Below are 19,057 nucleotides of genomic sequence, written 5' to 3'. Positions count from 1 at the left end.
CCACGTTGGATGCTTTTGATGTGCAGGGCCCCCTACCTCTGCCGCCACAGGCTCGCATCGCCGGGATGACGCCGGACAAGGAGCTCATAACTGCTGCAACGGCTTGGCGCCACGAGTTCCATCGCTATCCCGAGCTTCTGGCAGAGGCGGCGCCACAATGTGATGCTCGAAGACGCTTCTTTGAACCGGTTCGGCATCGAGGAGGTCTACGGGCCCAAGAAGGCTGTCGAGGATGTGACGCGCGCTGGCTAAAAGGTTTAGGCCCTGTTGACAAAGTGGATTCCCAAATCAGCAGAAGCGTGATTCAAGACTGCCTTTTAGGAGGCAGTTTTGGCTCGGGGCGACCTCACGGATATGGAATGGCGGATCATCGAGGGGCTGTTGCCCACCGAGCGGGGGAGGAAGTCCCGGCCTTCGCACGATAATCGACGATACCTGAACGGCATGCTGTATGTTCTGCGGGTCGGATGTCCTTGGCGTGACATGCATGAGCGCTACGGCAAGTGGAATTCCGTTTATGTGCGTTTTCGCCGTTGGGCCGAACAGGGCGTTTGGGACGCTCTCCTTGAGACCCTGGTCGAACTCGGGCTGACGGATGACTGGCAACACATGATCGACAGCACCACAGTTCGCGGCCACTCGCAGGCTGCGGGCGCTAAGGGGGGACTTATCAGGAGGCTTTTGGTCGATCACGCGGCGGCTTTACGACAAAAATCCACGCCCGCGCAGACGGTCAAGGACGCCCTCTCGGCTTCATCCTGACGGGTGGCGAGGCTTCGGATTACAATGCCGTTCCTGATCTACTGGCGATACCGGTCAGCAAACCGAGATTGTTTCTTGCCGACAAAGGCTATGACGGTGATTTCCTGCGTGAAGAACTCCTGATCCATGGGATCAGACCAGTCATTCCGCCGAAGGCCAACCGCAAGAACCCGCCTGCCTGCGACTACCGAGCATACAAAGATCGAAACCGCATCGAGCGGATGTTCAACCGCCTCAAGCAGTTCCGTCGCATAGCCACGCGCTATGATAAAACGGCGAAGTCGTTCATGGCATTCCTTGCTCTCGCTGCCGTTCGCGTCTGGCTGCCATCATTCGTCGCCATGGTCCAAGAGCCATGACGTAATCGGAGCCTCCCCGGTTCGGACGTCTTTATAGGTCGAGCTAATCTTGTTCAGTACCGCCTCGTCTTCCGAAACGATCTCATAGAACGTGCTGTCGACCGCCCGGATTATCACCCACGGCTTTTCTGACTGCGGGGGTACAGAGCCAACGAACTCTCCCCAGATAACCTGCCGTGTATTCTCAGCCAAGGCGGCTAAATCAGAGCCCGAAAGCTGGCCACCCCTTGTGCCAACCCCTCAAGCCGCTTGCCCCCTTCACCGGTAGCCTCAAACCATTCGTGCCCAGGTTTGGACGACTTGATCGTCGAGACGACCCAGCGTGCTTCTAAAGAATGAGGAGCCAAAAGTTGCAGCAGGTCTCCGAGATCAAGCGCAAGAACGTGATCTTTGAGATCATAGACCCTAAGTGCCGCCATGGTGTCCCTCGTGACTCCACGGTCGCATTGGCCGAAACACTTTGTCAACAGGGCCTAGGTTAGGTTCGGATTAGGCGGCACGCGTTCACGCAGATAGCCCGACATAGGGCGCAGTCTTGTTTTTCGAACGGCGGGCCTGCTGCTCGTCAGCACCGATCGCAAGTCTGAGAAAACGCCGGGCAACCGACACCTGCTGTCGTGTCTGTCGAGACCGCGACACATTGTTTTCGGTCTGGCTGCCTGCTGCATTCCGGGTCAAGCCATTGAAAAACTCCATAAAGTATTTCTAGGGCTCCCTCGGCACAATTGGCATGACTTTTGAAATTCTCTTCCTGAAGGCGAAGCGAACGTTCCCTTAGCCCCGCAACCGTTCCGGTGGTCTGCCAAGTCAAAGTTTAAATGAGGAAGCAAAGATGATTGTCCAAAGTGCGCCAGATCGTGAGGAGGAATTCGCGACGTTCCACCATCTCGAGTCTGAAGTGCGGAGCTACTCCCGTCGCGCTCCTGCAGTTTTCACAACAGCGCGGGGGGCCCAGTTATTTGCGCGCGACGGAACCGCTTATCTCGATTTTCTGATGGGGTGCTCAAGTCTAAACTATGGTCACAATCCCCCCGAGTTGAAAAACGCGCTCGCAGATTACATTGCCGGCGACGGCATCACGCACAGTCTCGACCTGTATAGTGAAGCCAAGGAGTCTTTTTTGCGGGAATTGGATGAGACGATTTTCAGACCGCGACAACTCGACTACGTAGTTCAGTTTCCCGGTCCAACCGGCGCTAACGCGGTCGAGGCTGCCCTCAAGTTAGCGCGCAAGATAACTGGTCGGTCCAACATCATTGCGTTCACCAATGGCTTTCATGGTCTGAGCCTTGGCGCTCTCTCCTGTACCGGCAACAGGTACCACCGCGCAGCCGCCGGCCAGCTGCTCGGCGGCGTCACGCGGCTACCCTATGACGGCTATCTTGGGTCCAGTGTAGACACCGCCGACTACCTTGATCACCTGCTTTCTGATCCCTCCAGCGGTGTGGACACGCCGGCTGCGGTGATTGTCGAGACAGTCCAGGGCGAAGGCGGCCTGAATGTCGCGAGCACGAAGTGGCTGCAAAAGGTGGCGGCCGTTGCGCGCAGACACGGAGCTCTGCTGATCGTCGATGACATTCAGGCGGGGGTTGGCCGGACCGATGCATTCTTCAGCTTCGAAACATCTGGGCTCCGTCCAGACATTGTCACAATGGCCAAATCGATATCGGGCTATGGTTTGCCTATGGCTGTCGTCCTGATTGATCGACTACTAGATGTGTGGCAGCCGGGAGAGCACACCGGAACCTTCCGCGGAAACTGCCATGCGTTCGTCACCGCCCGGGCAGCCCTGGAGCACTTCTGGCGAACGGACAGCTTGGCAGCGTCAGTCCGGGAGAAAGGCGATCTGCTGAAGAATCGCCTTGATCATATCGCGCAAAAGTACGACCCAGATCGAGTGTCAGCCAAAGGACGTGGTATGATGCGGGGCATCGATTTGAAGTGTGGCGAAATTGCCGGTCAGGTCGTCAGCACCGCATTTCAGAATGGCCTTGTTCTTGAGGCCGCAGGTCCCAAAGACGAGGTCGTAAAGTGTCTGCCACCTCTCGTCATTGTGGAGGATCAGCTTAACCAGGGCCTCGACATCCTCGAGGATGCTATTGACGGGGTGATGGGCAGGCGAGTGAACGGCCGCATAAGGCGTGAACCATGATCGTCAGCGATTTGATGAGGAGGAGCTGACAGCTCGGCGGGTCCAGACGACGAGCGGTTACTGCTCAAGACAATGGGATTGGCTTCACCTTCCACATCACTACGATCCATCCGGCGCCCGGCTCGAGATGCCCCATCAGAACCACCTGTAGGGGTCTACTGCATCTCTGGAGCGGGTTTGACCGGATTCGCGAGCGGATGAGGTCCATGCCGCTCGACTGGGCATCTACGCATGACGCTTATCTGCTGCGTGCCGAGACCGAATTGATGTTAGCCTGCGTCTTTATCGCTTCGCCGGCCGGCTGGGAGGTGCATGATGCGACCGGCGCATACGCCTTGAACTCCGAGGCGACCTGATGCCGTGACCGGCAGCGGCCAGACCTGTCTGGGCGGGCACAAAGTACGCTCGGCTGATCCGGGGCTGGCCCGGCAGGGCGACCGGCCCGATGCGCCATTGACGTCGGCACGCTGCGGCAAAACCGCTCAGCCCTTCATTTGCTCTATAAGCGCAGCTGGACGGCCAAGTCAGAACGAGCACGCTGCGAATAGACCACCTGGAGCAGCAGCGAATCAGACCAGCAACTTGATCCCCTCCTCGACAATCGGCTCATTTCGCACCTGCCATGTCGGGCGATTCCGAAGGGGCGATCGCATCGCCGACCGAGCAGTTTCTCATAATCAGGTAAAGCGCCAAGTTTGCAGGCGCGTTCCGCCATATGACGCGCTCCTGCCAGGCGGCGCGATCGTTACTGAGGACATCGTCTACGGCAGTCAGTTATGCGATCCACTCTGCCCGGCTTTCGGCCGCTACGCCAAGCTCTATGTCGGAGCGGCCCGTCGGCGCGGCCCGTCGGCGCGGCGTGGATCCTTTCATCGGGCGCAGGCTTGTCCGCCTGCTTGAAAGGGTCGGCACTGGATGTCGACTCAGCACTGAGGCAGCCATACGGCCGACAAAGGGACGTCAAACAGGTTCCGACGCTTACGTTCTCGGCAATTGCTGAGGCACTGACGTCATCGGGTATTGCCACCGGCGACGAGGTCGATCGCGTCACAGCCGAGCTCGACGCCTTTGCTGCGCGGGCTGATACTACAATCTCTTGCCCACGCATCTTCCAGGCTTTTGGGTCGAAAGCCCGTGGGCGCTCAGTTCCGACCGACCCAAGAGCGCGACATTCTGAGGGATCATAGCGGAGAGATATCCGCAATGAGCCCAGCCGGAGCGGCAAGCTGCCTCAGCATATGCCAGACGGCCACGCAGCCGCCTCGGAATGCTGGCACCCTCTGAGCCAGAGAGCTGGCTAAAGGACTCGAACGAACTTGAGCATCGCCGGCACCGCAGGTGGCGAAACCACTCTGTCGAGCATCAGCCATTGCGAAACGTGTAGCCATAACCGTTGAGCGCCGGCGCGCCGCCGAGATGGGGCATAGAGAACGCGCGATCCCTCTGGAAAGAAACCTTTTTGGACGAGGTCGATCATTCCTTGCATCGATTTGCCCTCATAGACGGGATCGGTAATCATACCCTCGAGCCGAGCGCCCAGGCGGATCGCCTCCTTGGTTTGCTCGGATGGAATGCCATAACACGGATATGCATAGTCTTCGAGCAACACCACGTCGTCCTCGACGAGGTCCGTACCGAGCTCAACGAGCATCGCTGTATGTTGGGCGATACGAAGCACCTGTGCCTTTGTCTTTGCAGGAGTGGCAGAGGCTTCGATACCGATCACTTTGCGCCGTCGACTGTCCTCGGAGAACCCGACGATCATGCCGGCATGCGTTGAACCGGTGACAGTGCAAACGACGATGTAGTCGAAGGCAAACCCAAGCTGTTTCTCCTGGGCGCGCACTTCCTCGGCGAACCCGACATAGCCGAGGCCGCCATTCGGGTGAGCAGATGCGCCGGCTGGTATCGCGTAAGGTCTGCCGCCCCTCGCCTTGACCTCATAGAGCGCTTTTTCCCAACTGTGCCGGATACCGATGTCAAAGCTATCACGACCAGACGCACCTCCGCTCCCATAATGCGACTCAAGAGAATGTTGCCGACCCGGTCGTAGGCGACATCCTCATGTGGAACCCAGCTCTCCTGAACCAGGAGACATTTCATTCCGATCTTAGCGGCTACCGCGGCGACTATGCGCGTGTGGTTGGACTGCACGCCGCCGACGGTGACGAGCGTATCTGCATCAGACGCGATCGCGTCGGGAACAATATATTCGAGCTTGCGCAGCTTGTTTCCGCCGAATGCGAGACCAGAGTTGCAGTCCTCGCGTTTAGCGTAGATCTCGACCTTGCCGCCCAGATGCTTGCCGAGCCGGTCGAGCTTCTCGATGGATGTGGGTCCAAAGGTGAGCGGGTAACGCTCGAATTTTTGCAGCATATTCTCTCCGGCGATGATCATTCAGCTGAAATAGCCACAAAACTCATTTAATAAGCGCTGCTTGGATTGGTCCGCCGGGCTCTCCGACCACCCATCTGAGCCTTGGCGATTTCCAGCGCTTTCCTTGCGACCGAGACGAAGCGATCCACATGTCGGCGTGCGGCGATGAGGCGACCATCGCCTCGGAAACGTACGACGACACCCGATCGACATCTGCGTTGTTGCCGGCTTTGCAAGCGCAGCCAGACCGCCAAACCAACAGACTTCGATAGAACGCAATGGGCTCTTGTTTGCGATTGGATCGGCACGAACCGCGCGGTTTCTGGGGCGAATTCTGGTAGGCGATTTTTGTGGCTCTGACGCCTCACAGAAAGTTTAGCTGCTCAATCGGATGCACGTCTACCTGATCGAAACGGGTGCCAGTGCCCTCGAAAGACTGGCCTCCCCGTGACCATAAGTTGCCGCATCGTAATTGATGAGCGTATCGGTCCTGGCTGTATCCAGCAGCTGATTAGTAATCTGTGTCGGAGTTGCGGACGTGAACTTGCTGCCAAGGATAGCGGCATAGCCTGCAACCACAGATGCCGCGACAGACGTTCCGGTTAGGCCAGTCTTGTCGCTCTCGACCCCCACTGTCAGGAAGTGGTTCTGCACCTCCGAATCTGAACCGGCGTAATTCGAATAGGAGGCGAGCTTTGCCTTGTTTTCGGGAGTGCCATTGCGCTCTAGCGCACCCACAAAGATTGCCGATTGCCTCCCAATCAGGTCGAGAGCAAGGAAATCAATATCCCCATCGGCAAGGGTATCTACCGCTACGGACCCGTTGCCGGCTGCCTTTGTGAAGACCGCAGCACCAGCCCGAGCCGCATCGACAATCGACTGCTCAAGCCGGTACTCGCTCACTGGTTCGTTAAGGCCATAGCTCAGATTAATGACATTGAGGCCCTGCTTCAGCGTGAGCGGAACTTGTTCCGAATAGTCAAGCTCGGTTATGTTTGCGCCAGGCGCGACCATGCCGGCTGCTTGAGCGACCCACTGCCCATGTCGCCGCCATTGGGAGCCATGGCCGAGATCCCCCACCTGTCCCATGTTACCAGTGAAGTCATCTATGATAGTTACCGACACGCCAGACCCATTATAGCCCGAGGCCCATGCTGTGCCGACGTCCGGGCTCATCCAGCAAAATGTGCCATCGGCATTTTGTGGGCAACGCGAGCTGCTGCCCTCCATGGCTGGCCTTGCAGCCCCTCCATCGCCGGCGAGCCTGGATCGGAGGTCATCGGCGAAACCGGGTTGTGCCGACGTCGATAGGACAAGACTGGCAAGGTACGCCACCGGCAACAATCGCTTTATCTGCATTCAACTCTCCTGTTTGAACTGTTCTTCATCAAAAAGACGAAGCATTTCACCCTGGCTAGGACGACCTCTGAACCAGAGACCGATGTTCAGCGGATTCAGATGAGCGTTCGCCAGGTATTTCAACGTGTCCGCCAGCCGGAGCAGCGAAGCCACATACGGCAATTCACATCCTGGGCGCCGCGATCCACCCACGTTCGGACGCATGAGGGTAGGGAGGCAGTCTAGTGGATCGAAACGGGTGCCAGCGCCCTCGGAAGGCTGGCTTCGCCGCGGCCGTAAGTCGCCGGATTGTAGTTGACGAGCGTATCGGTCCTGGCTGTATCCAGCAGCTGATTAGTAATCTGTTTCGGAGTTGCGGACGTGAACTTGCTACCAAGGATGGCGGCATAGCCTGCAACCACAGGTGCCGCATGAGACGTGCCGTATAGGCCAGTCTTGTCACCCTCGACACCCACGGTCAGGAACTGGTTCCGCACCTCGGGGTTTGAGCCGGGATAATTCGAGTATCGGGCCAGCCGTGTCTTGTTCGCGGGAGTGCCATTATGGTCGAGCGCACCCACGAAGATTGCCGTTGGCGCCCCGATCAGCCCGAGGGTTAGCCCATCGAAATCCCCTTCGTGCGGCCTACCTACCTCGTTGCTGCGGTTGTCGGCACTCTTTGTGACGATGGCAGTGCCCGCCCAGGCGGCATCGACGATCGCCTGCTCGCGCGGATGCTGGCTCAGTGGCTCTATAATGCGGTAGCTCGCATTGATGATATTGAGGCCATCCTGCAGCCCGATCGGAGACCCCTCGAGATAGTCATACTTGAATACGTTTGCGCCAGGGGCGACCATGCCGGCAATTTCAGCGACCCAATCTCCATGTCGCTGCCTCTGCGTACCGCGACCGAGGTCTGCATCGAATGGCTGTTCCTTGAAATCATCTATGACATTTATCGATACGCCGGAACCGATAAAGCCTGATGTCCATGCTTCACCAATATCTGGGCTCATCCAGCAGAATGTGCCGTCGGCATTTTGTGGACAGCCCGAGCTACTGCTTTCCGCGGCTGGATTACCGGTCGTTCCTTTGCGGCTGATACCGGCATCGAGATCACCCGCGAAACCGGGTGCAGCCAACAGGCATGCTATAAGACCGACAACGAAACCTGCCGGGAACAATTGTGTTTTGTGCATAATCAACTTCCTGTCTGATTGTTCTTCATCAATGAAAGTTACGACCTTGCCTTTCACCATCGCTAAAATTCACCCCTGAACCGAAGGTCGAGTTTCCATCGGCTTGGCTCGAGGTTTGTCATGTATTTCAACGTGTCCGAGGGCCGCAGTTGCGAGGCGGCCAGACGGCAATTCACTGTATGGAAGCCGCCGAGGGCGCCATAGTCAGCCGTGCAAGGTCGTTCCGTCAGGTTCCCGCCCAAAATCGAACTGACGGTGAGAGAAAGCGTCGTGGACGGCGTCGGTCGCTTTTGCAGAATAAAGCCGAGTTTTACACCTGGGTCGATTCGGACCTTTTCGGCACGTTGGCCGGTGCTCGCGCCCCACAGGAGACCGAAATCATCCGACAGCTGCGTCAACATTTCAAATCGCATGTCGATCCATCTGCTGTGGTACCACTTGTCGAAAGACACTTTGGTACCACCCGACAGCTCGTATCCGCCTTGCCCCAGATGGTTGGCGGCCGCGGTTAGCTCCGAACCCTGGTAAATGCCGACAAGGCTGGTCTCCTGTCCGTTCGCAGTCATAGCGCTGACGAAGAATGCCATCACAAACAGGACGTAGCTCGCCAACCGTATGCACATCTGCAGCGCCCATTGTCGGACCCGCCAGCAAATCATGTAAACCCTCGCCGCATCTTCAAACCGCACGGAGGCTCTAGCCGCAGACGCAGGGCCGCCAGCGGGCAACGTATTCATTCGCAACAAATCTGTGATCCCCCGTCCTTCAATTTTGTCGAGCCATCTCTTCGCTCTTCCCTGGCAAGCTGCTCCCGCCCTATCGACGAAATCCAGCAAAATTCGTGCCATCTATATGACAGTGTAAGGGGAAGGGATTATACATTTGTTTTCAGCGGCTTAGCTAAAAACGTCCAAGATGCCGGCCAACCAAGGCTGTGTCGTCAAACCGACAAAGCCGACACAATTGACGGATGTCGACGAACACGCTGAGCGTGACCCCCCGCATGGGCACAGGAACACTCCCTTCGCGCTCCGGCCATACATCGGAGAGTCCTCGAACGGCCTCCATATTCGACGCAATCCTCTTCGGCCGGGCATTGCGCCGCATGATTTGAAGTTCTGAACGCGAGTACGTCTGAAAATGCATGCCCGGCAAAGACGAAGCTGCCTGCCGGGCTGGGTTCGCCTTGGGAGGTGGCGTAAGCTAGCGACTTTCGTGGCGATGGGACCACTCAATCCGCGATAGCGAGCAGGTACCGTGCCAAGCCAAAAAGCGCTAGAAAAACCCGAGCGTCAGCTTCCTCTCCGTTGCGTACCCGACATTGTCGGCTATCGGACAACGTCTAACGTGCCTCTCAGTATCAACCTACGCCTGAACCAGAGCGCACCCGCAAGGGTGTTCGTGGGTTGTGTGCGTACCTGGCGTTGAACCATGAGAATGCCGTCGCCTTCGACTTTTCCAGGGAACCATGACCTCAATAATCAACTTGAACAAAGTGACGAATCTGAGCTCTGATCTTGTTACGGCGCCTCAAGGAAGGAGCAGCGATATGCCGAGCGTTTGATTGCGCTGTGGCACATCTTGAGTTTCATTCATGTGCTCATCGTCGCGCGACTTGTACCGAACTTCCTGGGACCTATCGAAAAGCTCAGCCCCTTGCCCGGCTTTGCCAGCGCACCTGCATCGCCAAATCAGAAAGAGCACACTTGCAAAATAGCCCAGCTGAAGAACTAGCGAACAGCCCAGCGTCGTGACGAGTGCTAGACGGAAAGAATGCGAGGCGAAGTAAACCGTCACAGCGTTGCAGCACAGGACCAGCCCGAGGAGCCGACAAAAGGTGATGAAGCGCAATGCCGTTCTCCTGATTTTGTCTCGTCAAATCATGCAGCTCATGCTGCGATCTGGTCGGCCGTGACATGGGTCTGGCAGTTCTTTGGGCAGACGCGGCCGCAGGCTCCGCAGCCAATGCAGCGGCCGGCATAGTCGACAACCATGACCATGCGATTGAGCTCACCGTCGAAATCGTCGTCACCGCCGTCGCAGGCGCCGAGGATTTCACCCGCGTCATCGACGCCGTAAAGATGCATGACCTCGCGCGAGCAGACTTTGAAACAGCGCCCGCAGCCGATACAGATCTTGCCATTTATAGTCGTCAGATATTCCGGCATCCATTTGGAGCCGTCGCGGGTGATGAATGCGCTTCTCACTGTAAACTCTTCATTTTCGTGAGCTCTCTCCTGGCACCGTGCAGCTCCGCATAGACGGCGTGCGCCTTCTCGGCCACTTCCTCTATCTCAGTCCATTTCACCGGAAGACCTTCGGCCAGGTCACGCAGGTTCGTCTTAGCAATTGCTGCGCGCAGTTGAAGCTTTCGGACCTTCTTCACCATCTCATCCAAGTTCGACATGATCCTTCCTCGAAAATCGGTCTTTCACGCCCGCTCGACATTACAATAGCTGCAGTCGCATCATCGACCAGTTTGGTTCCGTCCGCGACTTCCCGGAAATGCCAACCGGCGGACGCCTCGACAGAACGAACAACTGCCGTCCGCGAAAAGCACGAGCCAGAGGCCCAAAAACTTTCAATGTTAGTTTCATCACACCTGAGCTCACCTCGATCGCTATCTATGAAAACATAATGCCTCCACATCCGGATCCGGATTGCGAATGATCGGACTTGCGGCGCAGTTCCGTGAATGATGAAGCCGGCCAGCAGCTCGGTCCCCGATCTCCTTTGCATGAGCCCTGGGACTGCTGAGCATCGGAAAAACTCCAGAATTACTCCAACAAGGGCAAGGCGCTCGTTGTTGACGGCAGGCCAGGCGCCGTGAGAAATTTCGTTTCCTCAAATTCCAGTCCTCGTCCGCAACGGAGGATTTCTGCTTTCGGGTACGCTGAGTTCGGGCACACCTGCGCAACCGGCGGCTCGCGTGGGGGACCCGATTCAGGGCAATTAAGGTCTTCATGGCCGATCTCGAACACGTCCTGGACTGAGATGCCTTCAAAGACGTGGCAAAACGGCTCGAACTTCTCTTCCACGCCGTGTCCGCTTGTTGGTCACTAATGTCTGAGCCTATTTGCAGCAAACGATCCCGCCTCTAACGCTTGGGGCATACTTCCTGCCGGCGCCGCCGCAGAAATCGACCAAGTTCAATTCACGTATTCCTTTGTGATCTTTGCTCATCAGGCGGCTGCGGTTTGGGTTTCCGGAGCCTTAGTTTGTGGAACCACGCAGAGATCCGCGTAAGAGGCGTTCTCACCCGTGTAGTTGGCCAAGGCTTGGAGCAAGGGGGTAAGGTAGTAATGTTTGATGTGGTCCGGCATTGGCTCCGGAAGGTCGAGCGATTTCAGCGCAACCTCGATCAACTCGATCGCGCGAACCTTGTTGCCACACTCATAATGGTACTCAGCGACTGGAACGTACCAAACGAATTTAAGGGGGCCGTCCTTTTCTGGAGGACTCAGTGCCAAGATTTGTTCAGACAGCTCTTTGCCCATCGCGAAGCGCTCAGCAGGGGGAAGATGGGAGTTGTTCGTCGAGGGATCGAAGAGTTGCTTCAGGGCCATCACCATCCAGGATACGGCCTCAAACTTCTTGTCGATAGCGTCTCCGACTAGGTGGCGCATAACCGGCAAGCCGGCCTCCATGTCGCGCATCTTGTGAAGCAGAAGATCCACATGAGTATGCCGCAACCCGTAATTGTCTGGCATCAAAGCGAGGCCTTCTTCGACGGCCGAGAGTGCCGCCTTCCATTCCTGCGCCTGCATCGCCGGCTGGAGCTTGGCATAAATTGGTTCGGTCAGCGCCAGTTCGCGCGCTGTGCGCTCGTTCCTATCGATCCGCCCTTTGTCGGCGGCTTTCGCTTCGTCACTGCTGCGCCAGCTTCCTCCTATAACTCTGGGTAAAACGTCATCGAGTTCCGCCGGGTGGCCGATGAAAGCGATGCGGCCGTCGCGGTCCACCAGGAACGAGGCAGGAATCCCGAGAGAAGAACTCGCCTTCATCCAAAGTCTGTTCATTTCGCCTGTGTAATCGAAGGCAATCCGATAATTTAAATTGGGGAATCTCTGAACCAGCCAAGCATCCAAGCTCGTCCGCGTCTCCTCCGCGGTCGGGCCGTCTTCGCTACCTGCGACCCGACGACCTCAAGTCCGCTGTTTTTAAATTTGTCCTGTAGCTGCATCAGATGGGGAATTGCCGCCACACAAGTTCCGCACCCGGTCGCCCAAAACTCAACAAGGTACACCTTGCCTGGTTGAAAGTTCGCGAGGGGCTTACCACGGAGCCAGTCGGTGACTTTGATCGCAGGAGCCGGGGCCTCAATACGCAACACCATGTTGTTCTCCAAAAGCTTTTCCCGGACTTCGTCGGCGTCCATAAGCGATCTGCTCTACCCTCAGGAACGGAACACACGGGAGGCCATCACTCCTGTTGCGCGGTCTCATGCGGGTAACCCACCATCGCCGCCCCTCAACGAGCAAAGGCCGTGCCAGCGCGCCTCGCGCGCTGCAAACGCTTTATTGGCTTCGTAAGTCGAACAGAGCCAAGAGGACGATTGTTTCGATCCCGACATGTTTTCTGCCGGCTGTGAGGTTTTGGACACGCATCTCTGGTGCGTAAATCGCTTAGAACAGCGAACAGCCCTCACAGACGCCGGGTTGATGAGGCCCGGCGTATCGAGTGCGAGCTGCCGGATAGTACGTATGCTGTTTTGACGGCGGATGCCGCATGCACCTTCCACTATTTTTATCACAGAGGTTGAGCAGCGTTGCAGATTCAGTGCCTCGACCCATGGCTGATTTGACCGGCACTCGGACGGCAATCCCTAATGCCGGAGCGGTTGCTCAGCGCAGAGCCCACGCCGGCATTTGCAGCAGTAAGGACTGCAAGCTCGGCGTCAACGATTCGCTGGTTCAGTTGGCCAATCTGGTCTCAAGAGTTTGGTAGCGGCTTTCGGGCGCCAGCGGCAGCGAGTAAAGACATTTGTCTTCATCGGCTTTGATTGCCGCGCACCTCCGGTCGAGGCTCGGGTAGCTCATATGCTCGCTGGTCATTTAGGATTTCTGACTTGGCATAGAACGCTAGCACGGGTCCGAGATCAAAGATCGTCCCTGGCGCAAGTCGCCGCACGGATGTGGGCCATGTTTCGGTTGAGACGCCATCGATGCCTCGCGCTAGCGTGTTGGCAAATCGGGGCATCAGCGGTGCGAGTGTATGCGCAAGGATAGCAGCGGCTGTTGTCTGAAGCGCGAGGGAAGTCCGGGTGCGGGCGGGATAGAGACGTCGCGCCACTGCATAGTCTTGCGCCTGACGATAGATTACGCAATCGCGCACGAAATCGCAGGCCTGCACGGCCGCGCGACGGACCGAGAAGCCATCGTCCGAATAGGCGCGTTCCATCCCCGCGCGATGCATCTCTATCCGAGCAAAGAAAGCGCGATCTGTGGGAGCCCAGTCGCCTGCGTCGGGTACACAGCCGCCAAAGTCTTGCTTGATTTCCCGGTGCAGCATGGCAAGCCAATTCAGCCAGATTCCCTGGAACACCTCATTCTCGGTGCGGCGTAGCGCGTCCAGCGTGAAGTTCGTCCGCTCACCTTCCGGGCGTGTCAGGCCCAAATGAAGTCGCACGACGTCGACTGTCTTTGGACCCAGAACCTCCTTACCCCAGACCGCATGGCGGCGGCTGGTCGAGAACTTCTGCCCATCGAGCAGGTAGAACTCATTCACGTGATACCGGACTTGCGGGGTCCAGTGGGAGAACACCTCGGCATAGACAGCGGGGTAGAGTAGCGCGTGGTAGAAGGAATTGTCGAAACCGAAGAAATGGACAATCTGCCAGTCATTGCTGGGCATCGCCGCATTCCAGTCGCGGCCAAGCATGCGTGCTAGCGTTTGGATGTTGTAAAGGAATCCGAAAGCCATTTCCGGCCAGACCCAGATCACCTGCCCCGGGAGCCCTTCGGCAGGCAGGCCCCAGTTCGAGGGGTGGGTAAGGGGCACGGAAAGGTCGGCGCGTTGGCGTAGACGCGCGAAGAGGTCCATGATCCGAACGGGGGCGCCCGTCGCCCTTAAATGCCGGTCTATATTGATATAGCACCGTTCCAGAGCGAGTTCAGGGCGGCGCACGGAGCCGACCAGCGGCGGCTCGGCCGAGTGCCGCGACCGGACTGCACCCAGGTCGTGGCATAGGTTCAGCCAGCCCGCGCTGCCCGAGGCTCGCGTTCTGTACGAAGATGCGTCTGTCACACGGTCCGTCCCAGCTCACCGAAAAATCGTCGCCAATGGCCAGTTCATTGTCGATCTTTTCCAGCCGGTGCGCCATCGGTTCCAGGAAGGCTGGTATCGCGTTCTCGTAACCGGTGGCCAGGATGACGATCTCGGCCGTGACTTCTTCGAACTCGTCCATGCCGTGCCGCAGGGTCAGCCTGTGAGCCGCGCCGGCATTGGTGCAGTGCAAGACCGTGCAGCCCGGCCGCAGTGCGATTGCGCATCGGTTTGGCTCAAGAAATGCGTGGCGGTACAGCGCCCGATAAACAGCGCGCAAAGTGCTTTCAGAAATGCCGTCCGAAGCAAGCATAAAACGCCGCAGGAACAGCCTGCGGTGTGACTCGCTCATAGCCGCAAAACGATCCGAAAAGCAGGGCATGAACAACTCGTTTGTGAACGGGCTGTCGTCGAGGGGCAGGTAGTTTTCGCGTTGCGAGGCCCAAGTGATTGAGGCAGGCCGCCCTTCTTCTGGCAGGCCGACAAGATGCAACAGCACCTCGGCTCCCGACTGTCCCCCGCCGACCACACAGACACGCTTTTTGTGCACCTCAGGGTGGATGTGCAGTAATTCAGATGAGTGGAACAGATTGCGTCCGGTCCACCCCTAAACTGAGGCGGAACTTTCGCCTGCTTGCCAATGCCGATCACGACGTTTCTGGCGCCGAGAGCCGCGTTATCCGTGCGCACCCGAAACTCGCCGTCAAAGCGAATTTCGCGCACCGTCTGGCCGCCCCGGACAAGCGGGTTCCTTTGGAAGGCCCAGCTCAGATATTGCTCGAACTCAGCTCTGAGCACGGCCTCGAACTGTGCATTCAGGAAATGGTAGAGACGCCCGTTCTCGTGCAGGTAGTTTATGAAAGTGTAGGCTGATCGCGGATTCACGAGCGTGACCAGATCCTTGAAGTGGCTGACCTGGAGCTCCGAGGAATCGAATGCGCTGCCTGGGTGCCAGCGGAAGTCGACTTGCCGATCCAGGAACAAGGCCCCTTGCCCAATTTGCTCGTGTATCTGACACGCAAGGCTCAAATTAGACGGCCCGGCACCCACTCCAATGCAAGAGAGCTCTACTTGCTCTGCTCGTGTAGGTGTTTCCCAATCAGGCGATGGTCGGGGCGAATATCGGCCACTTGGTTTACGCTCCACACGGGCATTCTCCTCGGCGCCGCTGGAGTTGCTAGAAGCTTTCAAGTGGTCAGTTGTGAAGCCCATGGATCCCAGCATAGTGGTGAGATCGACACTCATGTCGGCGAGGTGTGGGGCGGCGCGATCGACTGCCCGCTGCCCGCTTCGAATGATCGCGTCTCGGTCAGCGAGATGCTTTCCAAGCTTATCCCGTGTTTTAATCGGGCGCAGTCGCTCCCTCCAAGATAAGCCGCCGACGTTTGATCGGCTTGGGGATTCGCGAGGGCGCGGTCTCGAATACGGCGATAGCATTCTTCCGTGGGCCTGATCATAGGAGGCATCCTTAATGTGTTCAGAAGGAGCCTTGCATCTAGCGTGCCACAAGGGAATTATTGTGAAAGCAACGGGGTGCGGGTTTGTGATCCTGTCGGGTATCCGACATTGAAGCAATCTTGCGCCGGCCGAACGCCGCCGTTCTCTTGCCGGTGGACTAAGGCAGCTCCGCACCCGAAAAATACTCTTCGGTAGGGAAAGCTGGTTCGCTTATCCAAGGAAATCCCGTGGGGCCTTCGGGAAATTCGTCTCGCTCATTGGTTTGCTTGAAACTAGCACCCCTGCTGGTGAGGTGGGGCACCGGCGGGGCGCGCCGCGCCTAAGTCGGGACCGGATGGCGACCTAACAACGATGAGGCTGTAGGGACGTCGACACGGCCGCACAGCAACTGGCGCACACCCGACCGCGAATTGATCCTATCCCTATCCCGATCCCGCCTCTCTCACCCCCGCCTCCTCTTCGGCTAAGGCTTGAGTTTGATGACCGGCTCCATCACTGCGAAGACCGCGTCCGGTAGGTGACACTTGGTGTTATGGCTACCGGGTAGCTTTCGGATGAGCGGAACCTCGCGCTTACAAATTTCTCTGGGAACCAGATGCCTTCGCGGACAGCAGTTCTGGAGAGGCAGCCGCTCGGCGGATCCATCGCCGAGGAAATGTCGCTTTCGAGCACAATCAGTTTCTTGATGACACAGGATCGGCAACCGGGACGGTCCGACAAAGGTGCATCGGTATAGGGGCGGTGGGGCCGTGGGGCGGTGACAATATCTGGTCTGTGGTGCCCTGCACGACGATGTGGCCCCAGAGACGTGACCACCACACGGTCGGCGGTTTGGCATCTCGAATGTTCAGATGATTGGCCACCCAGTTGGGCCGCCGCAGTGCCATGCGCACTGCTCGGCGGAGAGGCGAAATACACGTGGGACCATTCATCGTGCAAATGAGAGCATAATGACAATCGATTAGAGCGATGACCCGACCACCATTATAGGAAGATGCTTCGTCGCGTGTTGGGGGAGAATTAAGATCAAAAAACTCTTCCTACAGCTGAAACGGTTTCTTAGCGGTCAACCAGCTTCCGAAACCTTCGGCAACGAGCGTCACGATGTTAGCCTGGGTTCTAGTGGCATCGATCGATCGCCGATTGCGGCGACGACCAATCTTTGGCCCGGGAAAGCGATCACGGATCCTGCGGCGAGAAGGCGTGGGACGAACTCTCCGGTGACAATGGCCGCGACGAACCGCGCATTGTCGGGAGGGACAATGACAAGCTCTGCGGATCCGGCGCAGATGTTCTCTACCTTGGAAGCAGCAAGGATTATCTGACCGCGGGCGTTGACTCACGGCTCCAGGATCGGATGAGCGGCTTCGACCCGACGTTCGGGTGGAAGTCGCACATCATCGCTCTCGTCGATATCGAACGAGATACCTTCATCTTTCATACGGTGGGGTACTACAGAGACGGTTTTGGCCCGAACTCCGTCGACAACGCCAGCGTAGTGTATCCGGCGAGCTGGTTTTGCAACGGCAAGCCACGTAGGGCCTTTGCCTCGGGCGCGCCGGACAGCGGCGCACCACTGCGCACCCCAACCATGCCGGCCGTGGCCAGAGACCAGACGCATTTGCCTCCAGCGCTACCTTGCCCTTTAAACGAGAGTGATTCCAAGCGTGACAATCGGTGTCGACCATTAGACGAGCTCATCAAAAGTCGTCTTTGGCTTCCCGTGCTTGATGGCCGCCTTAGCAGTCCTAGCCAATCGGCAGGTCCACCTCGGCCTGGACCGAAATAGCCGCTTCTATCCGGATCAGCGCCTGTCTTACTCCTGCGTTCGCGGCCTACCTCGTCAATGTTCCCCTTCCAGACGATCTCCCTCCCAATACGCCTGAAGCCAGCCTCGACGAAGCTGCGGATCGAATGCGTCCCGAGGTCGCGAGCACGATCGTCAGCTCGTGGTGGTGCAAGATGCGCCAGGAAAAGCTAGCGGTTAAATTGAGGGTTTACCCTGGGCATCTGGGAGGACTCCGTTCCACCTTTCCGCCTTGCGCATGAATGGAGAGATTTCCGGCGGGCGTCGCCTCCCGAGCAATGCTTTTCATGCTCCATGATTGTTTCGATGGAGCGCATCAACGGTATGTGTGCAGGCATCACGTTAGAGCTTCGAGCAGCATCGGTCAGCTCAGGAACCGTCATCGAGCCAAAAACAGCGGCAATGTCGGCTTTTCAAAAATCCATCTGGTCACACCCCCAAAGAGCCGCTCACGCAGCCGACGGCTGCCATAAGCGCCCATGACTATCAATTCGGCAGAAATGTCGATTGCGTGCTGCGCAAGCACCGTGGCGGCCGATTTGCCGGCACCTGGCAGTAGGTCAACCGAGACTCGAACACCGTGTCGAGTGAGATAGGCAGCGATGTCGGCTCCAGGCTCCGCGCCCTTCCCATTGTAGTTCGCCTTCGGATCTACCAGGGCGACACGAACGTCCTCAGCAACGCAGAGGAGACCGAGCGCTTCCCGAACCGCACGGGAAGCCTCGACGCGAGAATCCCAACCGACCAGGACTCGCCGTGGCCACAGCGTTGCCTCAGCCCCCTTCGGCACAACGAGCACCGGCTTTCCCGTATCGAATAAGCAGCCGTTTACTACAGGAGGCCCGAGAGTCTCGTCATTGAGAAGGCCCGGTCCGATGATTGTAAGGTCGGAACAGCGCGCCCGCTGTCGTGCCAACTCACCCAGGCTAGCCGGATCGCAGCAGTCGGTGTCGATGTCAAATGAGAGCGACATGGATCCCAGCAGCTTCTGGAGATCTTTGGAGCGTCTTTCCAGTCTCGCCACGTCCTGTGTAAATCGATCGATTTCCCGAAAACGATCGTTCAATCGGGCAATTGCCAGCCCACTTCCCACAGGCCATTCGGGGACACCATCTCCAATCGACGGATAATACGACATGATGAGCATCGGAGGCGGTAGGATCAGTACGGAAAGATGCGCGCCGACTTCGGCACACAAGCGGGCGGCAGTTCTGACGTCCTGATCGGAACCGTCAGCGCCGGTCACGCAGAGTACGCTTTTGAAACCCATTTGCCTGCTTCTTCCCGAGTATTCTTCTAGGTGTTCAAGCCGCGAACCGGCTCACAGCGAGAGGGCTGTGGG

18 protein-coding genes and 2 pseudogenes are annotated in these 19,057 nt (G+C 57.8%); 3 read left to right on the top strand and 17 right to left on the bottom strand.

What is annotated here, in order from left to right:
• Nucleotides 1-330 precede the first annotated feature (330 nt).
• Nucleotides 331-1,121, top strand: a protein-coding gene (locus ACIU1A_RS01125; protein WP_404926344.1) for an IS5 family transposase whose coding sequence is annotated in 2 segments (ribosomal slippage) — nt 331-661 and nt 661-1,121 — 792 coding nt in all. Because the reading frame shifts where the segments join, the coding sequence is not laid out codon by codon here.
• Between the two features lie 197 nt (nt 1,122-1,318).
• Here the strand turns inward: ACIU1A_RS01125 and ACIU1A_RS01120 are convergent.
• Entirely contained in the window at nt 1,319-1,540 is a 222-nt protein-coding gene (locus ACIU1A_RS01120; protein ID WP_404926343.1) for a hypothetical protein, read from the bottom strand.
• Between the two features lie 413 nt (nt 1,541-1,953).
• Between ACIU1A_RS01120 and ectB the strand changes: the two genes are divergently transcribed.
• Together ectB and ACIU1A_RS01110 are read left to right on the top strand one after the other, a co-directional pair.
• Nucleotides 1,954-3,273 (top strand): diaminobutyrate--2-oxoglutarate transaminase, encoded by a 1,320-nt coding sequence (gene ectB / locus ACIU1A_RS01115; protein ID WP_404926342.1) that lies wholly within the window; start codon nt 1,954-1,956, stop codon nt 3,271-3,273.
• Nucleotides 3,274-3,479: 206 nt separating this feature from the next.
• Nucleotides 3,480-3,629, top strand: coding sequence for an ectoine synthase (locus ACIU1A_RS01110; RefSeq protein WP_404926341.1), 150 nt, complete (start codon nt 3,480-3,482; stop codon nt 3,627-3,629).
• Nucleotides 3,630-4,570: 941 nt separating this feature from the next.
• On the opposite strand, the gene ACIU1A_RS01105 is transcribed toward ACIU1A_RS01110, so the two are convergent.
• The 16 genes and pseudogenes from ACIU1A_RS01105 to ACIU1A_RS01030 all read right to left on the bottom strand — a co-directional run bounded on the left by ACIU1A_RS01105 (nt 4,571) and on the right by ACIU1A_RS01030 (nt 18,985).
• A complete protein-coding gene (locus ACIU1A_RS01105; protein ID WP_404928066.1) occupies nt 4,571-5,182 on the bottom strand; it encodes a pyridoxal-phosphate dependent enzyme in 612 nt (203 codons plus the stop codon).
• Nucleotides 5,183-5,253: 71 nt separating this feature from the next.
• Nucleotides 5,254-5,649 (bottom strand): annotated as a pseudogene (locus tag ACIU1A_RS01100) (pyridoxal-phosphate dependent enzyme); the annotation flags it as partial.
• Nucleotides 5,650-6,048: 399 nt separating this feature from the next.
• Nucleotides 6,049-7,008 carry a S8/S53 family peptidase gene (locus tag ACIU1A_RS01095; RefSeq protein WP_404926340.1) on the bottom strand — a complete coding sequence of 320 codons (960 nt, stop codon included), beginning with the start codon at nt 7,006-7,008 and terminating at the stop codon, nt 6,049-6,051.
• Nucleotides 7,009-7,161, bottom strand: a complete 153-nt coding sequence (locus ACIU1A_RS01090) for a hypothetical protein (protein WP_404926339.1) — start codon at nt 7,159-7,161, stop codon at nt 7,009-7,011. It lies immediately after the preceding gene.
• Between the two features lie 68 nt (nt 7,162-7,229).
• Nucleotides 7,230-8,246 (bottom strand): S8/S53 family peptidase, encoded by a 1,017-nt coding sequence (locus ACIU1A_RS01085; RefSeq protein ID WP_404926338.1) that lies wholly within the window; start codon nt 8,244-8,246, stop codon nt 7,230-7,232.
• A 2-nt stretch (nt 8,247-8,248) separates the two neighbouring features.
• Nucleotides 8,249-8,923 (bottom strand): hypothetical protein, encoded by a 675-nt coding sequence (locus ACIU1A_RS01080; RefSeq protein ID WP_404928065.1) that lies wholly within the window; start codon nt 8,921-8,923, stop codon nt 8,249-8,251.
• A gap of 793 nt (nt 8,924-9,716) precedes the next feature.
• Complete coding sequence (locus ACIU1A_RS01075) at nt 9,717-10,037, bottom strand: exopolysaccharide production repressor protein (RefSeq protein ID WP_404926337.1); 321 nt, start codon at nt 10,035-10,037, stop codon at nt 9,717-9,719.
• Between the two features lie 38 nt (nt 10,038-10,075).
• Nucleotides 10,076-10,393: a ferredoxin III, nif-specific gene (fdxB, locus tag ACIU1A_RS01070; RefSeq protein ID WP_404926336.1), complete on the bottom strand. Its 318-nt coding sequence runs from the start codon at nt 10,391-10,393 to the stop codon at nt 10,076-10,078.
• Nucleotides 10,390-10,593: a CCE_0567 family metalloprotein gene (locus ACIU1A_RS01065; RefSeq protein ID WP_027162749.1), complete on the bottom strand. Its 204-nt coding sequence runs from the start codon at nt 10,591-10,593 to the stop codon at nt 10,390-10,392. Before ACIU1A_RS01065 ends, fdxB begins: the two co-directional genes overlap by 4 nt.
• Before the next feature lie 370 nt (nt 10,594-10,963).
• The gene (locus ACIU1A_RS01060) at nt 10,964-11,224 is read right to left on the bottom strand and encodes a hypothetical protein (protein WP_063171312.1); all 261 of its coding nucleotides are present in this window, start codon (nt 11,222-11,224) and stop codon (nt 10,964-10,966) included.
• Between the two features lie 144 nt (nt 11,225-11,368).
• On the bottom strand, nt 11,369-12,274 hold the full coding sequence (locus tag ACIU1A_RS01055; protein ID WP_404926335.1) for a TlpA family protein disulfide reductase: 906 nt from the start codon (nt 12,272-12,274) through the stop codon (nt 11,369-11,371).
• Nucleotides 12,238-12,522, bottom strand: coding sequence for a TlpA family protein disulfide reductase (locus tag ACIU1A_RS01050; protein WP_404928064.1), 285 nt, complete (start codon nt 12,520-12,522; stop codon nt 12,238-12,240). The genes ACIU1A_RS01055 and ACIU1A_RS01050 overlap by 37 nt, the downstream gene beginning before the upstream one ends.
• Before the next feature lie 653 nt (nt 12,523-13,175).
• The gene (locus tag ACIU1A_RS01045; RefSeq protein ID WP_404926334.1) at nt 13,176-14,228 is read right to left on the bottom strand and encodes a class I tRNA ligase family protein; all 1,053 of its coding nucleotides are present in this window, start codon (nt 14,226-14,228) and stop codon (nt 13,176-13,178) included.
• A gap of 70 nt (nt 14,229-14,298) precedes the next feature.
• The gene (locus ACIU1A_RS01040) at nt 14,299-15,000 is read right to left on the bottom strand and encodes a SidA/IucD/PvdA family monooxygenase (RefSeq protein WP_404926333.1); all 702 of its coding nucleotides are present in this window, start codon (nt 14,998-15,000) and stop codon (nt 14,299-14,301) included.
• A 107-nt stretch (nt 15,001-15,107) separates the two neighbouring features.
• Nucleotides 15,108-15,662, bottom strand: a pseudogene (locus ACIU1A_RS01035) (SidA/IucD/PvdA family monooxygenase); the annotation flags it as partial.
• Nucleotides 15,663-18,094: 2,432 nt separating this feature from the next.
• Nucleotides 18,095-18,985, bottom strand: coding sequence for a universal stress protein (locus tag ACIU1A_RS01030; protein ID WP_404926332.1), 891 nt, complete (start codon nt 18,983-18,985; stop codon nt 18,095-18,097).
• Nucleotides 18,986-19,057: the final 72 nt, after the last annotated feature.

It is taken from the genome of Mesorhizobium maamorense (assembly GCF_044998965.1).
Classification (GTDB): Bacteria; Pseudomonadota; Alphaproteobacteria; order Rhizobiales; family Rhizobiaceae; genus Mesorhizobium.
This window is presented reverse-complemented; position numbering and strand designations above follow the sequence as displayed.